Here is a 19,819-nt window from a genome sequence, read left to right as displayed (position 1 = left end):
CCATGGCCAGTCTCGTGTTGTTGTGCCAGAACCCTGCGCTGACCGATTGGCTGGCCGCGCTGTTCGCCAGCCATGCTCCGCACTTGCAGGTGCTGCGTCCTGAAGATTCAGGCGCACAGCAGGCCCAGGTTGCGGTGTGCTGGTTCCCACCAGCGGGCAGCCTCGGCGCCTTGCCGAACTTGCGCCTGGTGTACTCGATTGGCTCGGGGGTCGACCACCTGGCCCAGGATCCTTCGCGTGATCCGGCGCTGCCGGTATGCCGGGTGGTCGACCCGGATCACACCCAGGGTATGAGCGAGTACGTGCACTGGGGGGTGTTGCATTTTCACCGCGGCTTCGACCAAGTGATAACCGGCAACGCTGCACAACGCTGGCAGCGTCCGCTGCAGCGCCGTGCGCAAGGGTTCCGGGTCGGGGTGATGGGCCTGGGAGCGATCGGGGCACCGGTGGCCATGCGGCTCGCCGAGGCCGGCTACGACGTGCGCGGTTGGGCGCGCACACCGCGAGCAATCGATGGCGTGAGCACCTTCAGCGGAGCGTGTGCACTGCAGGGGTTTCTTTCGGAGTTGGATGTACTGGTCAACTTGCTGCCGCTGACCGCCGCCACTCAAGGTGTGTTGGGTCGCGAGGTGTTCCAGTACATGGCGCGAGGCAGTGCCTTGATCAATTGCGGGCGTGGCCAGCACCTCAATCATCCGGACTTGCAACAAGCCCTGGCGAGCGGGCAATTGCGTGGCGCCTTGCTGGATGTGTTCGAGCAGGAACCGTTGCCTGTGGACTCGCCGCTGTGGCACACCCCTGGGGTCTGGGTAACGCCGCACATGGCGTCCGCCGCCTCGGACCAATGCATCGCCCAGCAGGTCGCCGACAACGTTTCGCGGCTCGCGGCGGGACTGGCATTGAACAATCTGGTCGATCCCGAACAGGGATATTGAGCGGACCACGAATTAATCACTGCGCGTTGTGTGCCGCGTTATCGGCCAACGCACATGCAACCCGAATTGTCTTGGCATGAGGTCATCCATGAAAACATTTTTCCACCCGGCACAACGTCTGCACCATCCACGTTCCTACCTCTCGCGCGGGCAGATGCGCGAGCCGCAAGAGGTGCCCGCGCGTATCGACCCACTGCTGGCGGTGATCAAGAAGCTCGGCTACCCGCTGCAGGAACCGCTCGACTACGGTCAGGCGCCACTGGCCGCGGTGCACAGCCCGGCCTACCTGGAATACCTGAGCAGCGCGTACCAGCAATGGCACGAGGTGCCGGAAGACTGGGGCGATGAGGTGATGTCGAACATTTTTATCCGCGAAGGCAATCCGCTGCGCGGGATCCTGGGCAAGACCGCCCGCTACCTGGCCGACGGCAGTTGCCCGATTGGCCAACACACCTGGCAGGCTGCTTACTGGTCAGCGCAAAGTGCGGTGGCCGCCGCCCAGGCGATTATCCAGGGCGATGAGGCGGCCTACGCCCTGTGCCGTCCACCAGGACACCATGCCCGTGCCGAAGGCGCTGGCGGCTTCTGCTTTCTGAATAACGCCGCAATTGCTGCCCAGGCGTTGCGGGGCACGTTCGCCAAGGTCGCGGTGCTGGATACCGACATGCACCACGGCCAGGGCATCCAGGAGATTTTCTACGACCGCGACGACGTGCTCTACGTGTCGATCCATGGCGACCCCACCAACTTCTACCCGGTGGTGGCCGGCTTCGACGACGAAACCGGCACTGGCCGCGGTGAAGGTTTTAACTTGAACCTGCCGATGGCCCACGGCTCCAGCGAGGCGGATTTCTTCGCGTGCATGGACCAGGCCGAGGCCGCCTTGCGCGCCTTCGCCCCAGACGTACTGGTGCTGTCACTGGGTTTTGATATCTACGAAAACGACCCGCAGTCCAAGGTCGCGGTAACCCATGAAGGTTTCCGGGTGCTGGGCCAGCGAATCAAGGCGCTGGGCCTGCCATGCGTGGTGGTGCAGGAAGGCGGTTACGACATCGCCACCCTCGACGAAAACGCTGCGCGGTTCTTCGACGGCTTGACCGCCTCGCGCTGAGCCTCAATCGCCCGGGCTGGTTAACCCACCAAGGGTTGCAGCCTGGGCTTACCGAGCAATACCTAAAACAACAAGGGTGCAACTTACGCCTCGGCGCAAGTTAGCGGTCGGGCTTGACCTTGCCCGCAGCAAACACACCTGGTCCAGAACAATAAAAATTCACGCTGCCACTCTTAAACGTTGGCAAAAAGGAAGTGCACCATGTGGTTCAAACTTTTCACCCTGGGGATGGCCGGCGCCAGCGTCTGCCTGAGCAGTACCGTAGTGGGCGCGGCAGAGTCGGCCAGCGGCTTTATTGAAGACAGCACGACGTCGGTAGGTTTGCGTAACTTTTACTGGAATGCCGACAACCGTAGCGGCAGCTACCGCAACCCCGAAGGCGAACGCCAAAGTTATCGTCAGGAGTGGGCGCAAGGGGTTCTGGCCAAGTTCAACTCAGGTTATACCCAGGGGCTGATTGGCTTCGGCATGGATCTGCATTACATGGGGGCGCTCAAACTCGACGGCGGCAACGGACGCGTCGGGGATGGCATCGGCAATGGCGGCATCGTTGCACGGGACAATCAAGGAGAGCCTAAAAGTGGCTACTCCAAGGCCGGTGGCGCGGTGAAGATGCGGGTCGGCCATACCGAGTTGGCCTACGGCGATCTGTTTCCCGATTCGCCAGTGCTCAAATACGGCGACATTCGTCTGTTGCCGCAAACATTAAGGGGTTTCAACGCCACGGATCGCTCGCTCGACGGCCTGACCCTGAATGCCGGGCGTTTTGTCTCCAGCAGCGACCGCGCGCAACCCAATCATGGTGGGCATCTGGGCACGGCCTACAGCGGGCGCCAGGCCGACAGCGAGTTCGTCAGTTATTACGGCGGTATTTACACGGGGGTCAACAACCTCAAGATCAAGCTATTTGGCTCCGAACTCGATGACATCTGGAATCAGCAGTTCGCCTCGCTTGACTACCGCCTGCCATTGACCGTCGGCGGCGTGGTGAATACCGGCGTCAACTATTACCGTACCCGCAATACCGGCGCGGCATTGCTGGGCGATATCCGCAACGATGCCTGGAGTGCGCGTGCGGGGTATGCGCTGGGTGGGCACAAGTTTGAACTGGCCTATACGCAGATCGATGGAGACCAGCCATTCGACTATGTCTGGAACAGTTTTGATATCGAACTGGATGCGGCCTCCCAGGGCAGTGACTTCAACAGCCCCAACGAAAAGGCCTGGAGTGCCCGCTATGACCTGGATGCCGCCGTGCTCGGCGTGCCGGGCCTGACCTTCACCGCGCGCTACATTCGTGGCACTGACATCGACGGCAGGGATGCCGGCGGTGCCTACTCCCGCTACCAGGCGGTGCGCGATGGTTCGCAGTGGGAGCGGGACCTGTGGGTCAAATACGTGGTGCAGTCAGGACCGGCGAAGAACCTGTCGCTGCGCTTGATGCTCGCCTCGATGCGGACCGGTGGCGATTACGGCGCGATTGCCAACGACCTGGATCAAACCCGGATCATCCTGGACTACCCCTTGGACCTGGGTTTCCTGCGCTAGCTTGAACGCGCTCCCAGCGAGCGCAATCAACAGAGGCCATCGCCGGCACCGCCGTGTATGGCCTCCCCCCCGCCAAGAACCTCGCATTGATTGCGCTGATGATTACTATCGAGCGGCACGCCTGTTGAATATCCAGGACTGATTCCTATAATCGCCTCCCTTTTCCCCCCGCCTGCCTGCAGGCGACCTGTCCCTCTGGAATCAACACCATGCCAAGCGCCAGCCAGGCCCCTCGCGACATCCCCGAACATAGCCAACAAAGTGTCAAACAGCAGTGGTTGGCGATTCTCTCCGTCGCCGTAGGTGCATTCGCCCTGGTCACCAGTGAGTTTCTTCCGGTGGGCGTACTCAACGATGTCGCCAGCGACCTTGGCATCAGTGCCGGCCACGCCGGCCTGATGGTTACCCTGCCCGGCATCATGGCAGCCCTGGCCGCCCCCTTGCTGTCTGTCGGGATTGGCGCCATGGACCGTCGCTATCTACTGATCGGCCTGACGTTGATCATGATCATCGCCAACTCGGTCGTGGCCTTCGCCAGCGACTTCAACCTGCTGCTGTTCGGGCGCGTGCTACTGGGCATCAGTATCGGTGGCTTCTGGGCGACTGCCATCGCGCTGAGCGGCAGGCTGGCACCCAAGGGCGTTGGCGTCGCCCAGGCGACCTCGATAATCATGGTCGGCGTGACCTTGGCCACCGTCCTTGGCGTACCCGTAGGCACCTGGCTCAGCGGCCTGATGGGCTGGCGCATGACGTTCCTGATCACCGCGTTGATGGGTATTCCGGTGCTCCTGGCGCAGGTCTTTCTCCTGCCCCGCCTGACCCCGGAAAAGGCCATCCGCATCAGTGACCTGCCAGCCCTGTTCGTCAATCCACAAGCGCGCGTTGGCTTGATTGCGGTATTGCTGATTGGCCTGGCGCACTTTGCCGCCTACACCTACGTCGCCCCCTTCTTTAAACACAGTGCCGGCTTCGATGGGCCGACTATTGGCTCGTTGCTGCTGCTCTTTGGCGTGGCCGGGGTCATGGGTAATATTTTTGCCGGCTTCGCCGCCAACCGCAGCGTACGCCATACCCTATTGCTGGTCGCGCTGATGATCGGCACCAGCACCGCCCTATTCCCCCATTTCGCCACCGGCATGACCGGCGCGGCGATGCTGATCGCGCTCTGGGGTTTCGCCTTCGGCGCCTTCCCGGCCTGCGCCAGTATCTGGATGTTTGTCGTAGCGCCCAAGGATGTCGAACGCGGGATGCCGCTGTTTGTCGCCTTGTTCCAGGTGATTATTGCGCTGGGTTCGTTTTTCGGCGGGCAGATCGTCGACCACCTGGGCAGCTCGGTGCTGCTGAGTCTTGCCACGGCGCTGGTAGGTTGCGGTTTTGTCACGGTGCTGGTGCTGGGGCGTAATATCACCAATAGCCTGGCGGCCCAGCCCTGCTAACCCGGGCCAATTTGTGGGCGCCCTTCAATAGCGCTCACAGTTCCTTCGATTGTTGCGCGGGTGCGGTAAACCACTTGTCCTTGGGTACACGCTTCTCTTCGCTGGGGTCACCGAGATAGTGCGGCGACATAATTTGCACTGAATACTCGTTGAATACGTCCTGAATATTGGCGTGCAACAGGCTGAGCAATACCGCCCGCGGTCGGGGTTGACTGGGAATTGCCTGGGCCACCAGTCGATACTCGGGATAGAAGTCCGACAACGCGGTCTGGAACACCTGCGCCGGAGGGTCTTCGAGAACGCCGGGGGTGCGCCTGGCGGCCTCCAGCAACATCGCCTCGACCTGCCGCCACGGCGTGTCGTAACCGATGGTCACGACCGTGTCGACCACATACCCAGGACCTTGCACGGTACGGGAGTAGTTCTTGGTAACGGTGGCGGTAATCATCGAATTGGGCAGCGTCAACACCTCCCCCAGACCTGTTCGGATGCTAGTCGTGAACATGCCCAGCTCTGTGACGGTGCCTTCATAGTCGCCAATGCGCACGAACTCCCCGGGACGCAAGGTTCGGGTGTACGTGAGGATCAATCCGGCCGCCGCCTGCCCGACCACACTGGTGGCACCGAGGGAAATCATCAAACCAATCAGTACCGACAAGCCTTTAAAGGCATCTGTACCGGCGCCGGGCAAATAGGGATAAGCCATGGCCAAGGCAAACAGCCAGATAGCCAGGGAGGTCAAGCGCTGGGTCGGGTGCAGGGTTTCTTGATTCAGCCAACTGAAGGTGCCGGGGACCGCCATGCGGCGCAAGATCCGGCGACTGAAAGCTGAGATACCACGGGCAATGAAAAAGATTGCGACTGCGACGCCGAAACCAGGAATTGCACCGACGATCCCTTGGAGTAGATATCCCGCGACGTCCAACAGATAGTTGTTGAGGCTTTCGCCCCAGGGCCGGGTATAGGGAAACCGCGACAAAATAAAGCCAAGCCATTCATACGTGAGCAACAGCACGACGAGCCAGCGCAGTAACCCGAGTAAACGACTGACCAGCGGATACAGGTAATTGGCATCTATTACCTGTACACGTCCGACTTTCAGCGCCTGTGTATGCCGATCCATCAAGTCCGGCAGTTTCCTCAGCAATCTGCGGCGCAGATACGCCATGCCCCAGAGCGCGGCAATCAGAATACCGGTGGCAAGGGCTGCAGCTGCCAGTGACCTGAAAATGAAATGCAGGCTGCGGGCTTCCTGGGTTTCGCTAACCACCTGGCGCAGTTTGTCGGCGGCGCTTTCTGCGGCCTGGCGCACTGATTCAAATTGGCTGGCATCGACATCCTGGGGAGAAACAATAAACGCGCGCCTGGAGCCCAGCAGCACCATATAACTGTTCTGAATGGAGTCGAGGGTGACATTCAGATCGTCTGACTCATCCATTGCCTCACTGATCGCCGCTTTCGCACGCTTGACCCGTATTTCCGGTATTTCACCGTATAACGCGGCGCGGAAAACCATGACGCTGCGGTTGTAGATTTTCAGTTCAGCGGAAGCAGGTTCTACCGTTGCGCGAGAGTCCTGCGCGAACGCGAAAACTGAGCAAAACAATCCGAAAACAGCAATCAATTGCGCGAGAAACCTGCTCCGCATGCGTCAGTTCCTTACTTGACATAATTCAGGTCAGGGGTACGTATCGCAGCGTAGCTCAACGAGGGGCTGTTTGCTGATTGGGCTGTGCCAAGACCCGTGCGTAGTCCATGGAAAAAGAGCAACTCGCTGTGCATACTTCTGGATCACCCACTGCACGCACTGACATCAGAAGTTGATTTTGAAACCAAGCATGGCGTCATAGCCATGGCTGTCGCCGTCGAATCCCTCGCGATAACCGGCCGAGACGGTGAATGTGGTGCGTTGATTGGCTTGATAATCGACGCCCAGGTTCACTTCGCCCCAGGTGCCCTGGATGTCCGACTCGAACGGGATGTAGCCAGACTGGGAGGAGAACTCGGTTTTCGGTTGCCCCTTGAACTCATGCCAGACACTCGGGCGAATCCAGGCGTTGGTGCGGCGTGCTGTCTTGTCGACACCTTCGGTGTCCCAGTCCTTGGCGATCCGCACACCGGCCCGGCCGATCAGCGACTCCACGTCCTTGAAGCGCACGTTGGCTCCGACATCATTGCTGCTGTCCAGGTCGACGTAACTGTAGATGGCTTGCACCTGCGGCTCGATGTACCAGTTTTTGTCAAACTTGAAGGGGTAGCCATTCTCCAGCGAGGCGGTATAGCCCCAGCCTTTGGTTTCCAGTTTCGCCAGTTCGTTGGGCTTGGCTTCAACATCGAAATGATTGACCTGCAGCACGCCGTCCAGATACCAGCCCGAAGGCCCGAAATGCGTCCAATAGGCGCCGACACCGTAGGCGCGCAGGGTGTCATCCCCGGCGGCACTGCCGGTGTAGTGACTGACCCCGGCATCGATGGTGCCGGCGGACAGCGAGATACCGGCCTGCTCATGGCTGCCGTCGGTGCGCACCTTGCGATACAGGTCGGTACCGACCTGGAACGCGGTCAGGTCGTAGTTGTACTCCGGCGAGTTGCCCAGGGCGTTTTTACGATCGCTTTCCTGCTTGCCGCTACGATAAATCACCCGCCCCCAGCCCATCGATGGCGAATCCGCGGTCTGGTCGGTTTTCGGCAGTGGGTCGCCGTCGTTAAGGCGTTCTTCACCGACCCGCTCATGCAAGGTATCGACCATTGTCCGGCCATACACCAGGGCCAGGGCCGGTAGCGCGCCATACAGTGAAATTTCCGGGCGATAGTTCGGCACAGGTGCGGGATCAGGCGCGGGTGGATCGGGAATCGGAACATCTGGCGGAACTGGAGGGTTGGGTGGCGCTGCTTGATCCGAACGCAGGAACCAGGTGTCCCTGGCGCTGCCATCCTCGGCGCCTTGCTGCAGGCGATACTCATACGGGCCGGCAACCACCCGGTTGGCCAGGCGGAACGCATTCGCATCGCTGGCGGTCGCGGCTTTGTTGGTCAACTCGACCACGGCAATGCCGTTGCCCTGGGTCAGCTCGCCCTGACCACCGATGTTGCTGACAGCAATGGCCGTCGCGCCACCGCTGCCCGTCGACGTCGAGTCCACCACCAGCATGTCGGAACGGCTGTTCGCGCCGCCTTCGTTTAACGTCGAATTGAGCAGCAGGCTGCCTCCATCGGCAACGAACACGCCGCCGCCGTCGATTCCCGCGGTGTTGGCCCCGCTGATCACCAGCACATTGCCGACGGTGCTGGTGCCATTGGGCAGGTCAAGGATGCCACGGTGGGTGAAACTGCTCACGCCAAGTATCTGACCTTGCGTCGCACCGCCCAATATTGGTTGATTGGCCGTTTGTCCCAAGGGTAAGTACGCACCGCTGCTGTTGAAGTTGACGATGCCGGAGGACGGTTGGGCCGCCAGGCGGATTACGCCGCTGTTGTCGATGCTGCTGCCGGCTGCCGAGCCCAGGTCGCTGGTGGCAATGCCCCAGGTGTCACGGACGCCGCTGCCCGTGCTGTCGGCAAAGTTGCGCAGCGTCCAGGTGCCCTGGTTAGCCAGGGTGGTTGTCGCGCCTGCGGCCGTAATCGCGCCAGTGATTTGCCCTGTGTTATTTACGCTAAAAGCGTTTCCCGGGCCGTTGGCGTCGGCGCGCACGGCGACATCACTCAGGGCCCCGATGGCGCCGCTGTTGCTCAATACTTGTGTGGCACCACCCAACGTGACCCCGTTGCTGTCGGCCCACCCCCCCTGCAGCGCGGCGCTGTTGCTGACACTGACCGTTCCGCCCAGGGCCTGCGTGTCGATCGCTGATGAATTCGTACCGCGGCTGGTAATCGCCCCCGTGTTGTTCACCGAAATACTGGCCGCACCCGAGGCTTCTGCGAGGATACCCTGACTGTCGCTGGCGCCGAGCGTCTGGATTGCGCCTGAGTTGACAAGGGTTTGCTCGCCCGTGGTGGAGAACGTACGAATGCCCCGTTGCTGGTTGCCGCGCGCGATCAGTTCCCCGGTATTGCTCACGGTCAAAGTGCCCAAGCCGGTGCCCGAATTGAACGCATTACCGGCCAGCATGGCGGCGCCTTGACCGTTGACATCGATACGCGAACCGCTGAATGCCACGCTGACATTGCCGCCCTGGCTCAACGCCTGCAAGCCGAACGAACCGATGCCGCTGCCATCGCCGCTGCCGGTGTTGGAGTGGGTGGTGATGGCTCCGCGAGCAGTGATGTCCACGGGCGCAGTGGTCGACTGGGTGGTGGCGTAGATGCCGTTGGCGTTGCCGTTGAAGGTCTCGATGCGATTGCCGGTGTAATCAACGCGCACACTGTCGGTCAGCGAGTCTGCCCGGATGCCGCCTGCAACGGGACCGCTGGCAACGATGTCGCCGCCGTAGTTCACCGCGATGGGCCCGCCTTCGGAGCTGATGATGATGCCGAAGGCACGGCTGGACGTGAGACCGCCGAGCACATTGATGTTGCCGTTGCCCGTGACAGTGGTCTCACCGCTGCCACGCTTGATGATGAAGATCGCCCGCGACCCAGTGGTTTCAGTGGTGTTGCCGACGTTGAGGGCCCCGTTGTTCTGCACACTGATCGACCCGGTGGAGCCGGCGTTGTCGTTGACGTAGATGCCGTGGCCGCCTCCCCCGGTCGTGGTGATCGCGCCGTCGTTGACCACGGAAATACTGCCAGTGGTCGAGATCGCTCGAATGCCGAAGCCGTTCAAACCGTCGGTGGTAATCGACCCGCTGTTGTGCAACTGGGTGCTGCCCGTGCCTCCCTCGGTAAAAACACCGAATGCATTCATCCCGCGGCCGGTAATAGTCGCGGCGTTATCGACCGTGGTGTTGCCATTGATCGCGCGGGTGTGGACCCCCGCATGGTTACCGACGCCAGCAGTGGGCAACGTGTCGTCGAGGATGGGGTCGCCGGCCGACAATGCATCGTCGTTGTTGACCAGAATGCTCACCCCAGCGCCGACAGTGACGTGGTTGTCGCCACTGCCAGTGGCCTTGGTCCAAATGCCATTGCCACCGAGCAGGGTAATCTGGCCATTGCCTTGATGTGTCACATTGATCGCCCCACCGCCGGTGCCCATCACATCAATCGCGTCGTGTTCGTTACCGACGACGGTATTGAGGATGTTCAGCGTGGTGCCGGAGGTCACCGTGAGACTGGATAGGCCGGTGTTGACGTTGGTGATTGCCAGCGCATCAAGGCCCGAACCACCGAGGTTGACCGTGTTGACACCGCCATCCACCGTGAGGCTGGCGCTCCCCGGGCCACCGGCCCCGAGCACGTTGGCGAACACCGCATTCGCGGCGGTGGGAGGCGTACTGTTGATCGTGGTGCCGCTGAGGCTGATCGCCGAGTTGTTGTTGGTGGCGCGACTAAGCACTGAAGAGCCGGCAGTGGTGGTTATCGTCGTGCCTGATTGCGTGGAGAGGGATGCCTCGACGCCTGCCGCGGGTGTGCAGGTCTGCGATACGTTATAGGCCCCGGCAGCCAGCGGCCCGCAAGCGGCCTGGGCATCTGCCAGCGTGAGGGTATTGGCCATGGCGACCAACAAGACACTGCGTTTGAAATGCAGGGTAAATCCGCTACAAATAGGGTCGCGAGGGCTTTTCATTAAAAACCTCCTTGTACAACTCTTACCGATGCTTTCTAGCCAGGTAGTTATTGCAGGGCGATTACAACTATAGACCTTTAGTTGGAATTCGCAGATCGGCGGCAAAGGAGTCACGACGACCCAAACTCCATTAGGTTTGGGTCGGTGGTGTAATGGTTAGCGCAATCGGTTCCGTCCACTTGCGAAAACGCTCACACCTCAGAATCGCCAGGTCATGTTGCCGCTGAGGGCTTGGATCCAGGCGTCGCCGTACTCCCCGGAGACTTGATGACCCGAGATCGACTTGGTCTGGTCCACAGGCATATCGCCTAGCCAGACCATGGCCCAACTGACGTTGATGTCGGTGTCTTGATTAAGCGCATAAGTTGCGCCTGTGGCGATGCGCCAGGATTCGCCCATGGGTACAATCACGCTGCGTTTGCTGTCGGAGACGGCGCTGCTGTCGTAGGCCATACCAACATTCCACAGCCATTGCTCGGTAGCCTGGTACTGCGCGCCCAGGGACAGGTGCCAAGTGTCCTTGAACCCGGCATCGACTGATTTCGACTGTGCGCCCAACGCCGTGGTGTCGACCTGTACACCGATCTCACCGAACTGCGACCAATCCTGCCAATTAGCCGAAGCCAGCAAAGCCCATTGCCGGTCCAATTGCTGGAACAGGCTGAGGGTCACGGTCTGCGGCACGCTGGTGTCGAGTTTGGTGGGGGTGTCGTTGATGCGCTCCAGCAGACGCCCGTCGCCTTTCACATCCAGCCGGTCTTCGAAGTCCAGATCGACTTTACTGGTGTAGGTCAGGCCAATACGCGTGCCGGATTGCGGGGCGTAGATTACCCCGACATTGGCGCCATAACCCCAGGCCCCGTCCTTGTATTTGTACTGACCGTCAGCACGATCGGTGAAGCCGAAGGGAGCGCGGTCGATGGCGGTTTGCGCCTGCATCATGCCGTACATGGCCTTGACGCCAACACCCACCGACCATTGCTCATTAAATCGGTACGCAACGCTGGGTACCAGGGACAGACCCAGCAGACTGGAGTTCTGCGCGAAGTAGCGACCGTACCAGTCATTGTCGTAGTTGACCGCCAGGCCGAAGTCACCGTACTGGCCGAAGCCGACGCTCCAGTGGTCGTCGAGTTCATGGCTGATAAAAAAACTGCCACCGGGAATCGGGTCGAGAGCGTTACCGCTGCCGGTTCCTGCGACATTGCTACCGGCGTCGCGATCGAAGCTCAGGTCGCCATACAGCACTTGCAGGCCAGCGGTAATTTGTGTGCCTGACAGGTAACTCATGCCCGCGGGGTTACTGGCGATGGTCGATGGGCCCTGGGCGCGCGCAGCGGCACCGGCGTTGGCCAGGCCGGCATTATCGGTGCCAACTTCGTAGAGCAGAATGCCGCCGGCCCAGGCTTGCTGGCAGCACAGTGCCAGGAGTGTGCAGGCGGGCATGACACTACTTCTGGTTGGCATGATTAACCTCACAATTATCCATTGTGCGAATAACGTAGCGCACGCACCCGACTCCAGGGCGTAACAGTTGGTGCGACCGCGCACGCTCAAGTCGAATAGATACTAGTCAAGAAAACACAAACCATGCTCTTCGAGGCTGCTTCGTATTGAGGCGGTAAAGGTGAACGACCTCAACAGTGAATCCGATTTCGCGCAAGATGCCATTAACCTACTAGGCTCTTTGGGTGCTTTGAATTAAACGGGAGTTCTTTCGATGGGTCGGTTGGCCCCCTTGAACTGTCTTTTGGCACGGCGTAGGGGGATTTACTCACCGAGATCCTGATCGTTGCGTACTTGATGTGTGCGTAACAACTGAAAGGGTCAACCTTCGATAGGGTACCGCTTATGAAACGGCTCTCACATCGTACCAAGTTCTACCTTGCGTGCTCATTGCTCATCGCCCTCAACGTTGCCCATGCAGCCCAGACCGAAAAACCCAATATCCTGTTCATAGTCTCCGACGATACCGGCTACGGTGACCTCGGCCCTTATGGCGGCGGTGTAGGTCGCGGCATGCCGACACCGAGCATCGACGAACTGGCGGCGCAAGGCACCACTTTCTTTTCGTTCTATGCCCAACCCAGCTGCACTCCCGGCCGGGCAGCCATGCAGACCGGGCGCATTCCCAACCGCAGCGGCATGACCACTGTGGCATTTCAGGGCCAGGGTGGCGGTTTGCCGGCAGCCGAATGGACCCTTGCCTCCGTTCTCAAGACCGGTGGCTACGACACTTACTTCACCGGCAAGTGGCACCTGGGCGAAGCCGATTACGCCATGCCCAATGCCCAGGGCTACGACGTCATGAAGTACGTCGGCCTTTATCACCTCAACGCCTACACCTATGCCGATCCAGAATGGTTCCCGGACATGGACCCCGAGACCCGCGCCATGTTCGCCAATGTCACCAAGGGCGCGCTGTCCGGCAAGGCAGGTGAAAAACCGGTCGAGGAATTCAAGATCAACGGCGAGTATGTCGATACGCCGGTTATCGATGGAAAACCCGGTGTGGTCGGGATTCCCTACTTTGACGGATATGTCGAGAAAGCCGCCATGGAGTTTCTCGATACCGCCGCCAAGTCCGACAAGCCGTTTTTCATCAACGTCAACTTCATGAAAGTGCATCAGCCGAATTTGCCGGCACCGGAATTCGTACATAAGTCGATTTCCAAATCCAAGTACGCCGACTCGGTGGTGGAACTCGACACCCGCATTGGCCGCATCATGGACAAGCTCAAAGCGCTGGGCATGGATAAGAACACCCTGGTGGTTTACACCACCGACAACGGCGCTTGGCAGGACGTTTATCCGGATGCCGGCTATACGCCCTTCCGCGGCACCAAAGGCACGGTACGCGAAGGTGGCAACCGAGTACCGGCAATCATGGTATGGCCGGAAAAAATCAAACCTGCGATGAAAAACCACGACATCATCGGAGGCCTGGATCTGATGGCGACATTCGCGTCGGTGGCCGGCATTAAACTGCCGGAGAAAGACCGCGAAGGTCAGCCGATCATGTTCGACAGCTACGACATGACCCCGGTATTGCTGGGGACCGGCCCCTCACCCCGCAAGGAGTGGTTCTATTTCACGGAAAACGAACTGTCGCCCGGTGCCGCCCGTGTCGGCAACTTCAAGGCCGTTTTCAACCTGCGCGGCGATGACGGCGCCCAGACCGGTGGCCTGGCGGTCGACTCCAATCAGGGCTGGAAAGGCGCCAGCAAGTACGTGGCAACCGTACCGCAGGTCTTCGACTTGCTGCAGGACCCGCAGGAGCGCTATGACATCTTCATGAACAACTTTACCGAACGCACTTGGTCGATGGTTCCTATCAGCATCGCCATCAGCAACTTGATGAAGACCTACGTGCAATACCCGCCTCGCAAGATGCAAAGCATGACTTACGACGGACCGATCGAGCTGTCGAAATATCAAAAGTTCCAGTCGGTTCGAGAGGAACTGCAAAAAGAAGGCATTCACTTGCCGATGCCCGCCGGAAACTAGTTAAGCAGGCAATAAGCGGCGGCTTTATCTACGGCCGCCGCTTAATGACAGCGTCAACCGTGTTCTTTCGCAGAAATATCGGGTCATGCCCAGTGTCCAGTCAGTGCCAGGCGGTTCGCGAAGGCTTTTCATTAAAACCTCCTTGTACAACGCTCGCCGATACTTTCTAGCCAAGTAGCTATTGCATGGCGATTACACCAATCCTCGCCATCGCAGCGCCAGCCGCCGATTCACAAACATATAAAAATCCAGAAGTCAGCCTACAAACATATGAATTCTTATCGATGTTTGGCTGCCTTAAGCTGCGTGCACTCCTCTTGCAGGAGACCGTTTCGTCGGTACGCCTGCGCCAGGCGATCCTAAAAATAATCTGTCTGCCGACCAAGGATTTTCTATGTCACCTACCCTCGCACGCCGCCGTGCCGGCCATTGCGCTCCGATCAGCGCTTGCACTGGTGTTGGAGGTCGGCAATGACCTCCCCGCTTTCCCGGCAAAACGCCGATGAATCGCTGTTGCACAGTCAAGGCTATGCCCAGGAACTGCATCGCGGGCTATCGCTCTGGTCTTCGTTTTCCGTCGGTTTCGCCACCGTCTCGCCGGTCGTGGGTATTTACTCGGTGATGTCGCTGGGCGCGATGAGTGCCGGTCCGTCCTGGGTCTGGATCGTACCGCTGTGCCTCGCGCTGCAACTGCTGGTGGCGCTGGTATATGCCGAACTGGCTTCGCAGTACCCGCTCGCCGGCGGCTGTTACCAATGGGTCAAACGCCTGGCAGGCGACCGCTGGGCCTGGTTCACCGGGTTCATGTACCTGGCCTCCGCGCTGGCCTCGCTGACCACAGTGTCCTATCTGGGCGGATTCTGGCTGTGGCTGTTTTTCACCGGCGAGCCCCCGACGGCAAACGCGCAGGTGTTCAGTGGCGCTGTGCTGTTGATGCTCGGCCTGGGTGTGAACCTGTTCGGCATCAACCCGCTCAAGTACTTCGTGAATGCCGGCATCATTGCCGAGGCGATTGCCTCGATCGGTATTGGCGTGTTGCTGCTGCTGTTCTTCCGTAACCATTCGTTGTCACTGGTGTTCGAAGGACTGGCGTCCACCCAAGGTACAGAGGGTTCCTATCTTTGCGGGTTCCTGACGGCCATGGCAGTCGGTGGCTGGGCGTTCCTCGGTTTCGATGCTTGCTCGCAGGTTTCCGAAGAAACCGCCGATGCACGGACGTCGACGCCCCGCGCGATCTTGCGCTCGATGATTCTGGTCGGCCTGACCGTAATGCTCACCGCATTCGCCGTGACCCTGTCCTACACCAATACCGCCGGCATGGTCTCGGGCCAAATCATCGACCCGGTTACACCTGCCGTCGTCGATGCATTTGGCGCTTGGTCTGAGCGTCCGTTCGTCGGCATTGTTCTGATTGCGTTTATTGCGTGCGTCGTCTCTGTACAGACCTACATCGGTCGCGCGGTGTTCGGCATGGCGCGCGATTCGATGCTGCCCGCCTCAGCGGTGCTGCGCCGGGTGGATAAACGCAAAGTTCCTTTCGCAGCGATGGTCTTCTGCACTCTGTTCGCCAGCTTCGGCCTGGCGCTGGGGTTGAATGCAACGGCCGTCGGCACGCTGATCGCCTTTGGCAGCGGCGGCTTCTTCGTGGTGTTTCTGATTGTCATCACTTGTGCCCTGCTCGCTCGACTCAAAGGCAAATGGAAAGCCGAGCCAGGGACCTTCAGTCTCGGTCGCTGGGGCATGCCGGTCAATCTCGCCGCGTTCTTCTGGCTGGTGTTCGAAAGCATCAACGTCGCTTGGCCAAGGGAGTCCCTCGCACCACCCGGAGCGCCGTGGTTCCAGGTCTGGGCAGTCATCCTGGTGTTCTCGACCCTCGCGGTGCTGGGCCTGATCTACATGTTGCGTGCCAAGCCTTACCTGCGTGCCAACCCTCAACTGCGTACCGATTAACCCCCATCAAATTGTCGCGTGAGGTCCATGAATCATGGGCCTTGCCGATCTGGAGTTTCTGATGTCCTCACTTCACTATTGGAACTACCCCACAGAGATCTTCTGTGGGCCCGGTGCGCTGGATGTATTGGCTGAGCGCTGCAAATTGCTGGGCATGCGCAACCCCTTGCTGGTCACCGACCCTGGGATGCTGGCACTGGAACCGATGACGCTGATCCAGGAACATTTGCTGCAAGCCGACATTAGGTTCGCCGTGTTCAGCGACATAGCCAGCAACCCAACCCTTGAGGATGTCGCCAGGGGCGTAGCCGCGTTCAAGGCAGGCAAGCACGATGCGCTGATCGCCCTGGGTGGCGGTAGTGCGATGGACGCCGCCAAAGGCATCAGCCTGGCCGCCGTCGACGAGCAAGGCCTCGACCAATACCAATGGTCGAATGTCATTGCAAACTACCCAACCCTGGCGGACTTTCCACACCTGGACCTACCCCGCCTGATCGCCTTGCCCACCACCGCGGGCACGGGTTCGGAGCTGGGTCGTGAAGCGGTGCTGACCCTCAGCGAACAGAACATAAAGCGTGTGATCAGCCACCCGCAGTTGCTGCCGGCATGCGTGATCCTTGATCCGGTCCTGACCCGTGGCCTGCCACCCGCGCTGACCGCCGCCACCGGCATGGATGCGCTGACCCATCACATTGAAGCCTTTTGCTCTCCTCTGTATCACCCGATGTCCTCCGGTGTCGCGGTAGAAGGCATTCGCCTGATCCAGCAGCATCTGTGCGACGCCCATCGCGATGGCCAGGACATGATTGCGCGCGAAGGCATGCTGGTGGCGTCCGCCATGGCCGCCGTGGCGTTTCAGAAAGGCCTGGGCGGCGTGCACGCCCTGGCCCATCCATTAGGCGCGCGTTATCACAAACATCACGGGCTGTTGAATGCAATCCTCCTGCCCTACGTGCTGGTCGCCAATCGGCACGCGATCAGTGAAGACATCGCGCGGCTGGCGCGCTATCTGGAATTGAAACAAGCCGATTTCGACGGTTTCCTCGACTGGGTGCTACAACTGCGTCAACGCCTGGGGATTGCTCATTCACTGAGTGAAATCGGCCTCGATGCAGAGGCTGCGGCATGGGTCGGGGAGCAGGCGCTCGCCGATATCTCCTCTTCGGACACTAATGCCTGTGTCCTCAGTGCGGCCGAATACAGCCAGATTTTTCGCAACGCCGTGCAGGGTGTCCTGCCGGGAGTGTCAGCATGAGCAAGGCTCAGTACATCAACGGAGCCTGGCTGACGGGCGATGGCGCCGAGCAGATCACTGTCTACGATCCGTCCCTCGGCCAGCCGTTCGCCGAACTCAAGGTCGCCAGCTCTGCCCAGGTGGACCAGGCCATCGCCGCGGCACGCCAGGCCCTGCCAGCCTGGCGAAACACCAGCGCATCGATCCGTGCGGGCTACTTGAGAGGCTTCGCTGAGCAAATCGAACAGCGTCGTGAAACATTGATCGCCCTACAGATGCAGAACAACGGCAAACCCCGTCATGAGGCGGTCGTGGATATCGACGATGCCGTGGCCACCTTTACCTATTATGCAGGCCTGGCCGAAGGGCTGGCGGCTCGGCCCAGCACTGAGGTGCCGTTGGCTGTCCCTGGCTTTACCGCCCATACGCACCTGGAACCCCTTGGGGTTGTCGGCCTGATCGTGCCGTGGAATTTCCCCTTGGTCACCAGTGCCTGGAAACTGGCCCCGGCCCTTGCTGCTGGCTGTACGGTGGTACTCAAGCCTTCGGAAATCACGCCACTGATTGAACAAACCTATGGCGAGATCGCCGATGCTCTAGGTTTGCCGGCAGGCGTGTTGAACATCGTCTGCGGCAAGGCCCAAACCGGTGCGGCGTTGAGCAATCATGCCGGTATCGACAAGTTGTCATTCACCGGTAGCAACGCCGTGGGCACTCAAGTGATGCGCAGCGCCGCGGCCTATTGCCGACCGGTCACCCTGGAGCTGGGTGGCAAATCGGCCATTGTGGTATTCGACGATTGCGACCTCGACCAGGCGGTCGAATGGATCGTCGCCGGGATTTGTTGGAATGCGGGGCAGATGTGCTCGGCCACCTCGCGCCTGCTGGTGCAGGAGAGCATTGCCGATGCCCTGATGCTGCGCTTGAAAACGGCCTTCGAAACGCTGCGAGTGGGCAACCCGCTTGACGGTGAAGTCGATATGGGCCCCCTAGCCAGTCAGGCGCAATGGGACAAGGCGTGCGAGTACTTCACCATTGCCCGCGCCGAAGGTCTGCAATGCGTGGCCGGTGGCGAGGCGTTGCGCGATCCAGGATGGTTCGTCAGCCCGACCCTCTACGCCGATGTACCGACGACCAGCCGCCTGTGGACCGAGGAAATTTTTGCGCCGGTGCTGTGCACTCATCGCTTCAGTTCAGAGCAACAGGCACTGGCACTGGCCAACGACAGCCGTTTCGGACTGGTGGCCACGGTGATCAGCGCGGACCTGGTTCGCGCTGAACGCGTGGCCCTTGCATTGGAAGTCGGCCACGTCTGGATCAACTCGATCCAGGCGGTATTCGTGGAGACGTCCTGGGGGGGAACCAAAGGCAGCGGCATCGGGCGCGAACTCGGTCCATGGGGGCTGTCAGCCTATCAATCGGTCAAGCATGTCACCAGATGCCTTGGCTGATACCTGGTTCACAAACCATGCTCGGCCAACAGGTCGGCGATGAAGGCCCGAACTGCTTCGCTTTGCGGGTGCCCCACATGCGTGATCATACTGTGCTGTACCTCATAGCGCAGCGTCGCTGGATGCAGGGCGCGCATTTGCCCGCCTAGCAGCCAGGGCCGGGCGTAGTGCGCCGGGAGATAACCCAGGTGGGTCCCGGCCAACACGCCATGGGCGACCGCTTCCATGTGGTGCGCCGTGGCTGAAGCGCGATCAGGTGCAATGGGCAACACCTGGTCGGTGGGCAGGAAGCCATGGCGGATCCAGTCGCTGGCCTTGAGCTGTTCCAGGCTTGGCGCCTCGACACCGAACAGCGGGTGAGCCTGACCGCAGAAAATGCCGATTTCCTCCGTGTACAGCGGCTGGTAGTTCAAGGTCGGCAATGGACGGCTGAAATAGGAAATGGCGACGTCCAGTTGCCCATCTATCACCGCCCGTTCGAGTTCGGTGGGCGAGTTCACGAAGATGTGCAGGTGCATGTCGTGCTCACGCTGATAAAACCGGGCGATGGCCGCATCAATCCGCGCTGTCGGCAAGGTCGCGATATTGTCTGCCAGGCCCAGGTAAAGGTCCCCCACCAGGCGCCCGGAAAGATCCTGGGCTTCGTTGCGAAACGCATCCACCGCCCCGAACAATGCCGCTGACGCCTTGAGAATCCTCTGGCCTTTTTCGGTCAACCGAAAGCCGCCCTTTCCCCGCTCGCAAATCCGGTAGCCCAGGCGTTTTTCCAGGCCGGAAATGTGCGTACTGATGTTCGACTGGCTCATGTTCAATTCGGCCTGGGCAGCCGTGAACCCACCGCATTTCACCACGATGGAAAAAATACGCAGCAGCCGCAAATCCATGTCCGTAACGTTTCTGAGCACAGTGTTTCTCGACAGATTGGAAAACCTTTCGCACGCGCCGCCGGCACGAACATGAGCTGGAACAAACCATGAGTTAC

The 19,819-nt window shown here is 60.2% G+C and carries 13 protein-coding genes; 9 read left to right on the top strand and 4 right to left on the bottom strand.

Features of this window, described 5'->3' with window-relative positions:
* The first annotated feature begins 2 nt into the window (after positions 1-2).
* The 4 genes from CKW24_RS13365 (at position 3) to CKW24_RS13350 (ending at position 5,030) form a co-directional block, all read left to right on the top strand.
* Complete coding sequence (locus tag CKW24_RS13365; protein ID WP_095168625.1) at positions 3-935, top strand: glyoxylate/hydroxypyruvate reductase A; 933 nt, start codon at positions 3-5, stop codon at positions 933-935.
* 88 nt (positions 936-1,023) lie between these two features.
* Positions 1,024-2,046, top strand: coding sequence for a histone deacetylase family protein (locus CKW24_RS13360; protein WP_095168623.1), 1,023 nt, complete (start codon positions 1,024-1,026; stop codon positions 2,044-2,046).
* A 201-nt stretch (positions 2,047-2,247) separates the two neighbouring features.
* Positions 2,248-3,594: an OprD family porin gene (locus CKW24_RS13355; RefSeq protein WP_095168622.1), complete on the top strand. Its 1,347-nt coding sequence runs from the start codon at positions 2,248-2,250 to the stop codon at positions 3,592-3,594.
* 209 nt (positions 3,595-3,803) lie between these two features.
* Positions 3,804-5,030 carry an MFS transporter gene (locus CKW24_RS13350; RefSeq protein ID WP_095168620.1) on the top strand — a complete coding sequence of 409 codons (1,227 nt, stop codon included), beginning with the start codon at positions 3,804-3,806 and terminating at the stop codon, positions 5,028-5,030.
* A gap of 34 nt (positions 5,031-5,064) precedes the next feature.
* Here CKW24_RS13350 and CKW24_RS13345 read toward each other — a convergent pair whose 3' ends face one another.
* From CKW24_RS13345 to CKW24_RS13335, 3 genes are all read right to left on the bottom strand, one after another.
* Positions 5,065-6,678 (bottom strand): mechanosensitive ion channel family protein, encoded by a 1,614-nt coding sequence (locus CKW24_RS13345; protein WP_095168618.1) that lies wholly within the window; start codon positions 6,676-6,678, stop codon positions 5,065-5,067.
* Between the two features lie 165 nt (positions 6,679-6,843).
* Positions 6,844-10,695: an autotransporter outer membrane beta-barrel domain-containing protein gene (locus CKW24_RS13340; protein WP_095168617.1), complete on the bottom strand. Its 3,852-nt coding sequence runs from the start codon at positions 10,693-10,695 to the stop codon at positions 6,844-6,846.
* 198 nt (positions 10,696-10,893) lie between these two features.
* Positions 10,894-12,141 carry an OmpP1/FadL family transporter gene (locus tag CKW24_RS13335; RefSeq protein WP_371917589.1) on the bottom strand — a complete coding sequence of 416 codons (1,248 nt, stop codon included), beginning with the start codon at positions 12,139-12,141 and terminating at the stop codon, positions 10,894-10,896.
* 405 nt (positions 12,142-12,546) lie between these two features.
* Between CKW24_RS13335 and CKW24_RS13330 the strand changes: the two genes are divergently transcribed.
* The 5 genes from CKW24_RS13330 to CKW24_RS13315 all read left to right on the top strand — a co-directional run bounded on the left by CKW24_RS13330 (position 12,547) and on the right by CKW24_RS13315 (position 18,837).
* Positions 12,547-14,202: an arylsulfatase gene (locus CKW24_RS13330; RefSeq protein WP_095168613.1), complete on the top strand. Its 1,656-nt coding sequence runs from the start codon at positions 12,547-12,549 to the stop codon at positions 14,200-14,202.
* 185 nt (positions 14,203-14,387) lie between these two features.
* Positions 14,388-14,708, top strand: a complete 321-nt coding sequence (locus tag CKW24_RS27860; RefSeq protein WP_143501196.1) for a hypothetical protein — start codon at positions 14,388-14,390, stop codon at positions 14,706-14,708.
* Positions 14,674-16,152, top strand: a complete 1,479-nt coding sequence (locus CKW24_RS13325; RefSeq protein ID WP_095168612.1) for an APC family permease — start codon at positions 14,674-14,676, stop codon at positions 16,150-16,152. Before CKW24_RS27860 ends, CKW24_RS13325 begins: the two co-directional genes overlap by 35 nt.
* Before the next feature lie 61 nt (positions 16,153-16,213).
* Positions 16,214-17,407, top strand: coding sequence for an iron-containing alcohol dehydrogenase (locus CKW24_RS13320; RefSeq protein ID WP_177440638.1), 1,194 nt, complete (start codon positions 16,214-16,216; stop codon positions 17,405-17,407).
* Positions 17,404-18,837 carry an aldehyde dehydrogenase family protein gene (locus CKW24_RS13315; protein ID WP_095168610.1) on the top strand — a complete coding sequence of 478 codons (1,434 nt, stop codon included), beginning with the start codon at positions 17,404-17,406 and terminating at the stop codon, positions 18,835-18,837. Before CKW24_RS13320 ends, CKW24_RS13315 begins: the two co-directional genes overlap by 4 nt.
* An 8-nt stretch (positions 18,838-18,845) precedes the next feature.
* Here CKW24_RS13315 and CKW24_RS13310 read toward each other — a convergent pair whose 3' ends face one another.
* Positions 18,846-19,742 (bottom strand): LysR family transcriptional regulator, encoded by an 897-nt coding sequence (locus tag CKW24_RS13310; RefSeq protein WP_095168608.1) that lies wholly within the window; start codon positions 19,740-19,742, stop codon positions 18,846-18,848.
* Positions 19,743-19,819: the final 77 nt, after the last annotated feature.

The organism is Pseudomonas sp. Irchel 3H3 (assembly GCF_900187635.1).
Taxonomy (GTDB): domain Bacteria; phylum Pseudomonadota; class Gammaproteobacteria; order Pseudomonadales; family Pseudomonadaceae; genus Aquipseudomonas.
This window is presented reverse-complemented; position numbering and strand designations above follow the sequence as displayed.

Bases quoted from the DNA above. Each gene is read 5' to 3' on its own strand.
- CKW24_RS13335 (WP_371917589.1), bottom strand. From the start codon at position 12,141: ATGCCCGCCTGCACACTCCTGGCACTGTGCTGCCAGCAAGCCTGGGCC.
- CKW24_RS13325 (WP_095168612.1), top strand. From the start codon at position 14,674: ATGACCTCCCCGCTTTCCCGGCAAAACGCCGATGAATCGCTGTTGCAC.
- CKW24_RS27860 (WP_143501196.1), top strand. From the start codon at position 14,388: ATGGCGATTACACCAATCCTCGCCATCGCAGCGCCAGCCGCCGATTCA.
- CKW24_RS13330 (WP_095168613.1), top strand. From the start codon at position 12,547: ATGAAACGGCTCTCACATCGTACCAAGTTCTACCTTGCGTGCTCATTG.
- CKW24_RS13320 (WP_177440638.1), top strand. From the start codon at position 16,214: ATGTCCTCACTTCACTATTGGAACTACCCCACAGAGATCTTCTGTGGG.
- CKW24_RS13355 (WP_095168622.1), top strand. From the start codon at position 2,248: ATGTGGTTCAAACTTTTCACCCTGGGGATGGCCGGCGCCAGCGTCTGC.
- CKW24_RS13350 (WP_095168620.1), top strand. From the start codon at position 3,804: ATGCCAAGCGCCAGCCAGGCCCCTCGCGACATCCCCGAACATAGCCAA.
- CKW24_RS13345 (WP_095168618.1), bottom strand. From the start codon at position 6,678: ATGCGGAGCAGGTTTCTCGCGCAATTGATTGCTGTTTTCGGATTGTTT.
- CKW24_RS13315 (WP_095168610.1), top strand. From the start codon at position 17,404: ATGAGCAAGGCTCAGTACATCAACGGAGCCTGGCTGACGGGCGATGGC.
- CKW24_RS13360 (WP_095168623.1), top strand. From the start codon at position 1,024: ATGAAAACATTTTTCCACCCGGCACAACGTCTGCACCATCCACGTTCC.
- CKW24_RS13340 (WP_095168617.1), bottom strand. From the start codon at position 10,695: ATGAAAAGCCCTCGCGACCCTATTTGTAGCGGATTTACCCTGCATTTC.
- CKW24_RS13365 (WP_095168625.1), top strand. From the start codon at position 3: ATGGCCAGTCTCGTGTTGTTGTGCCAGAACCCTGCGCTGACCGATTGG.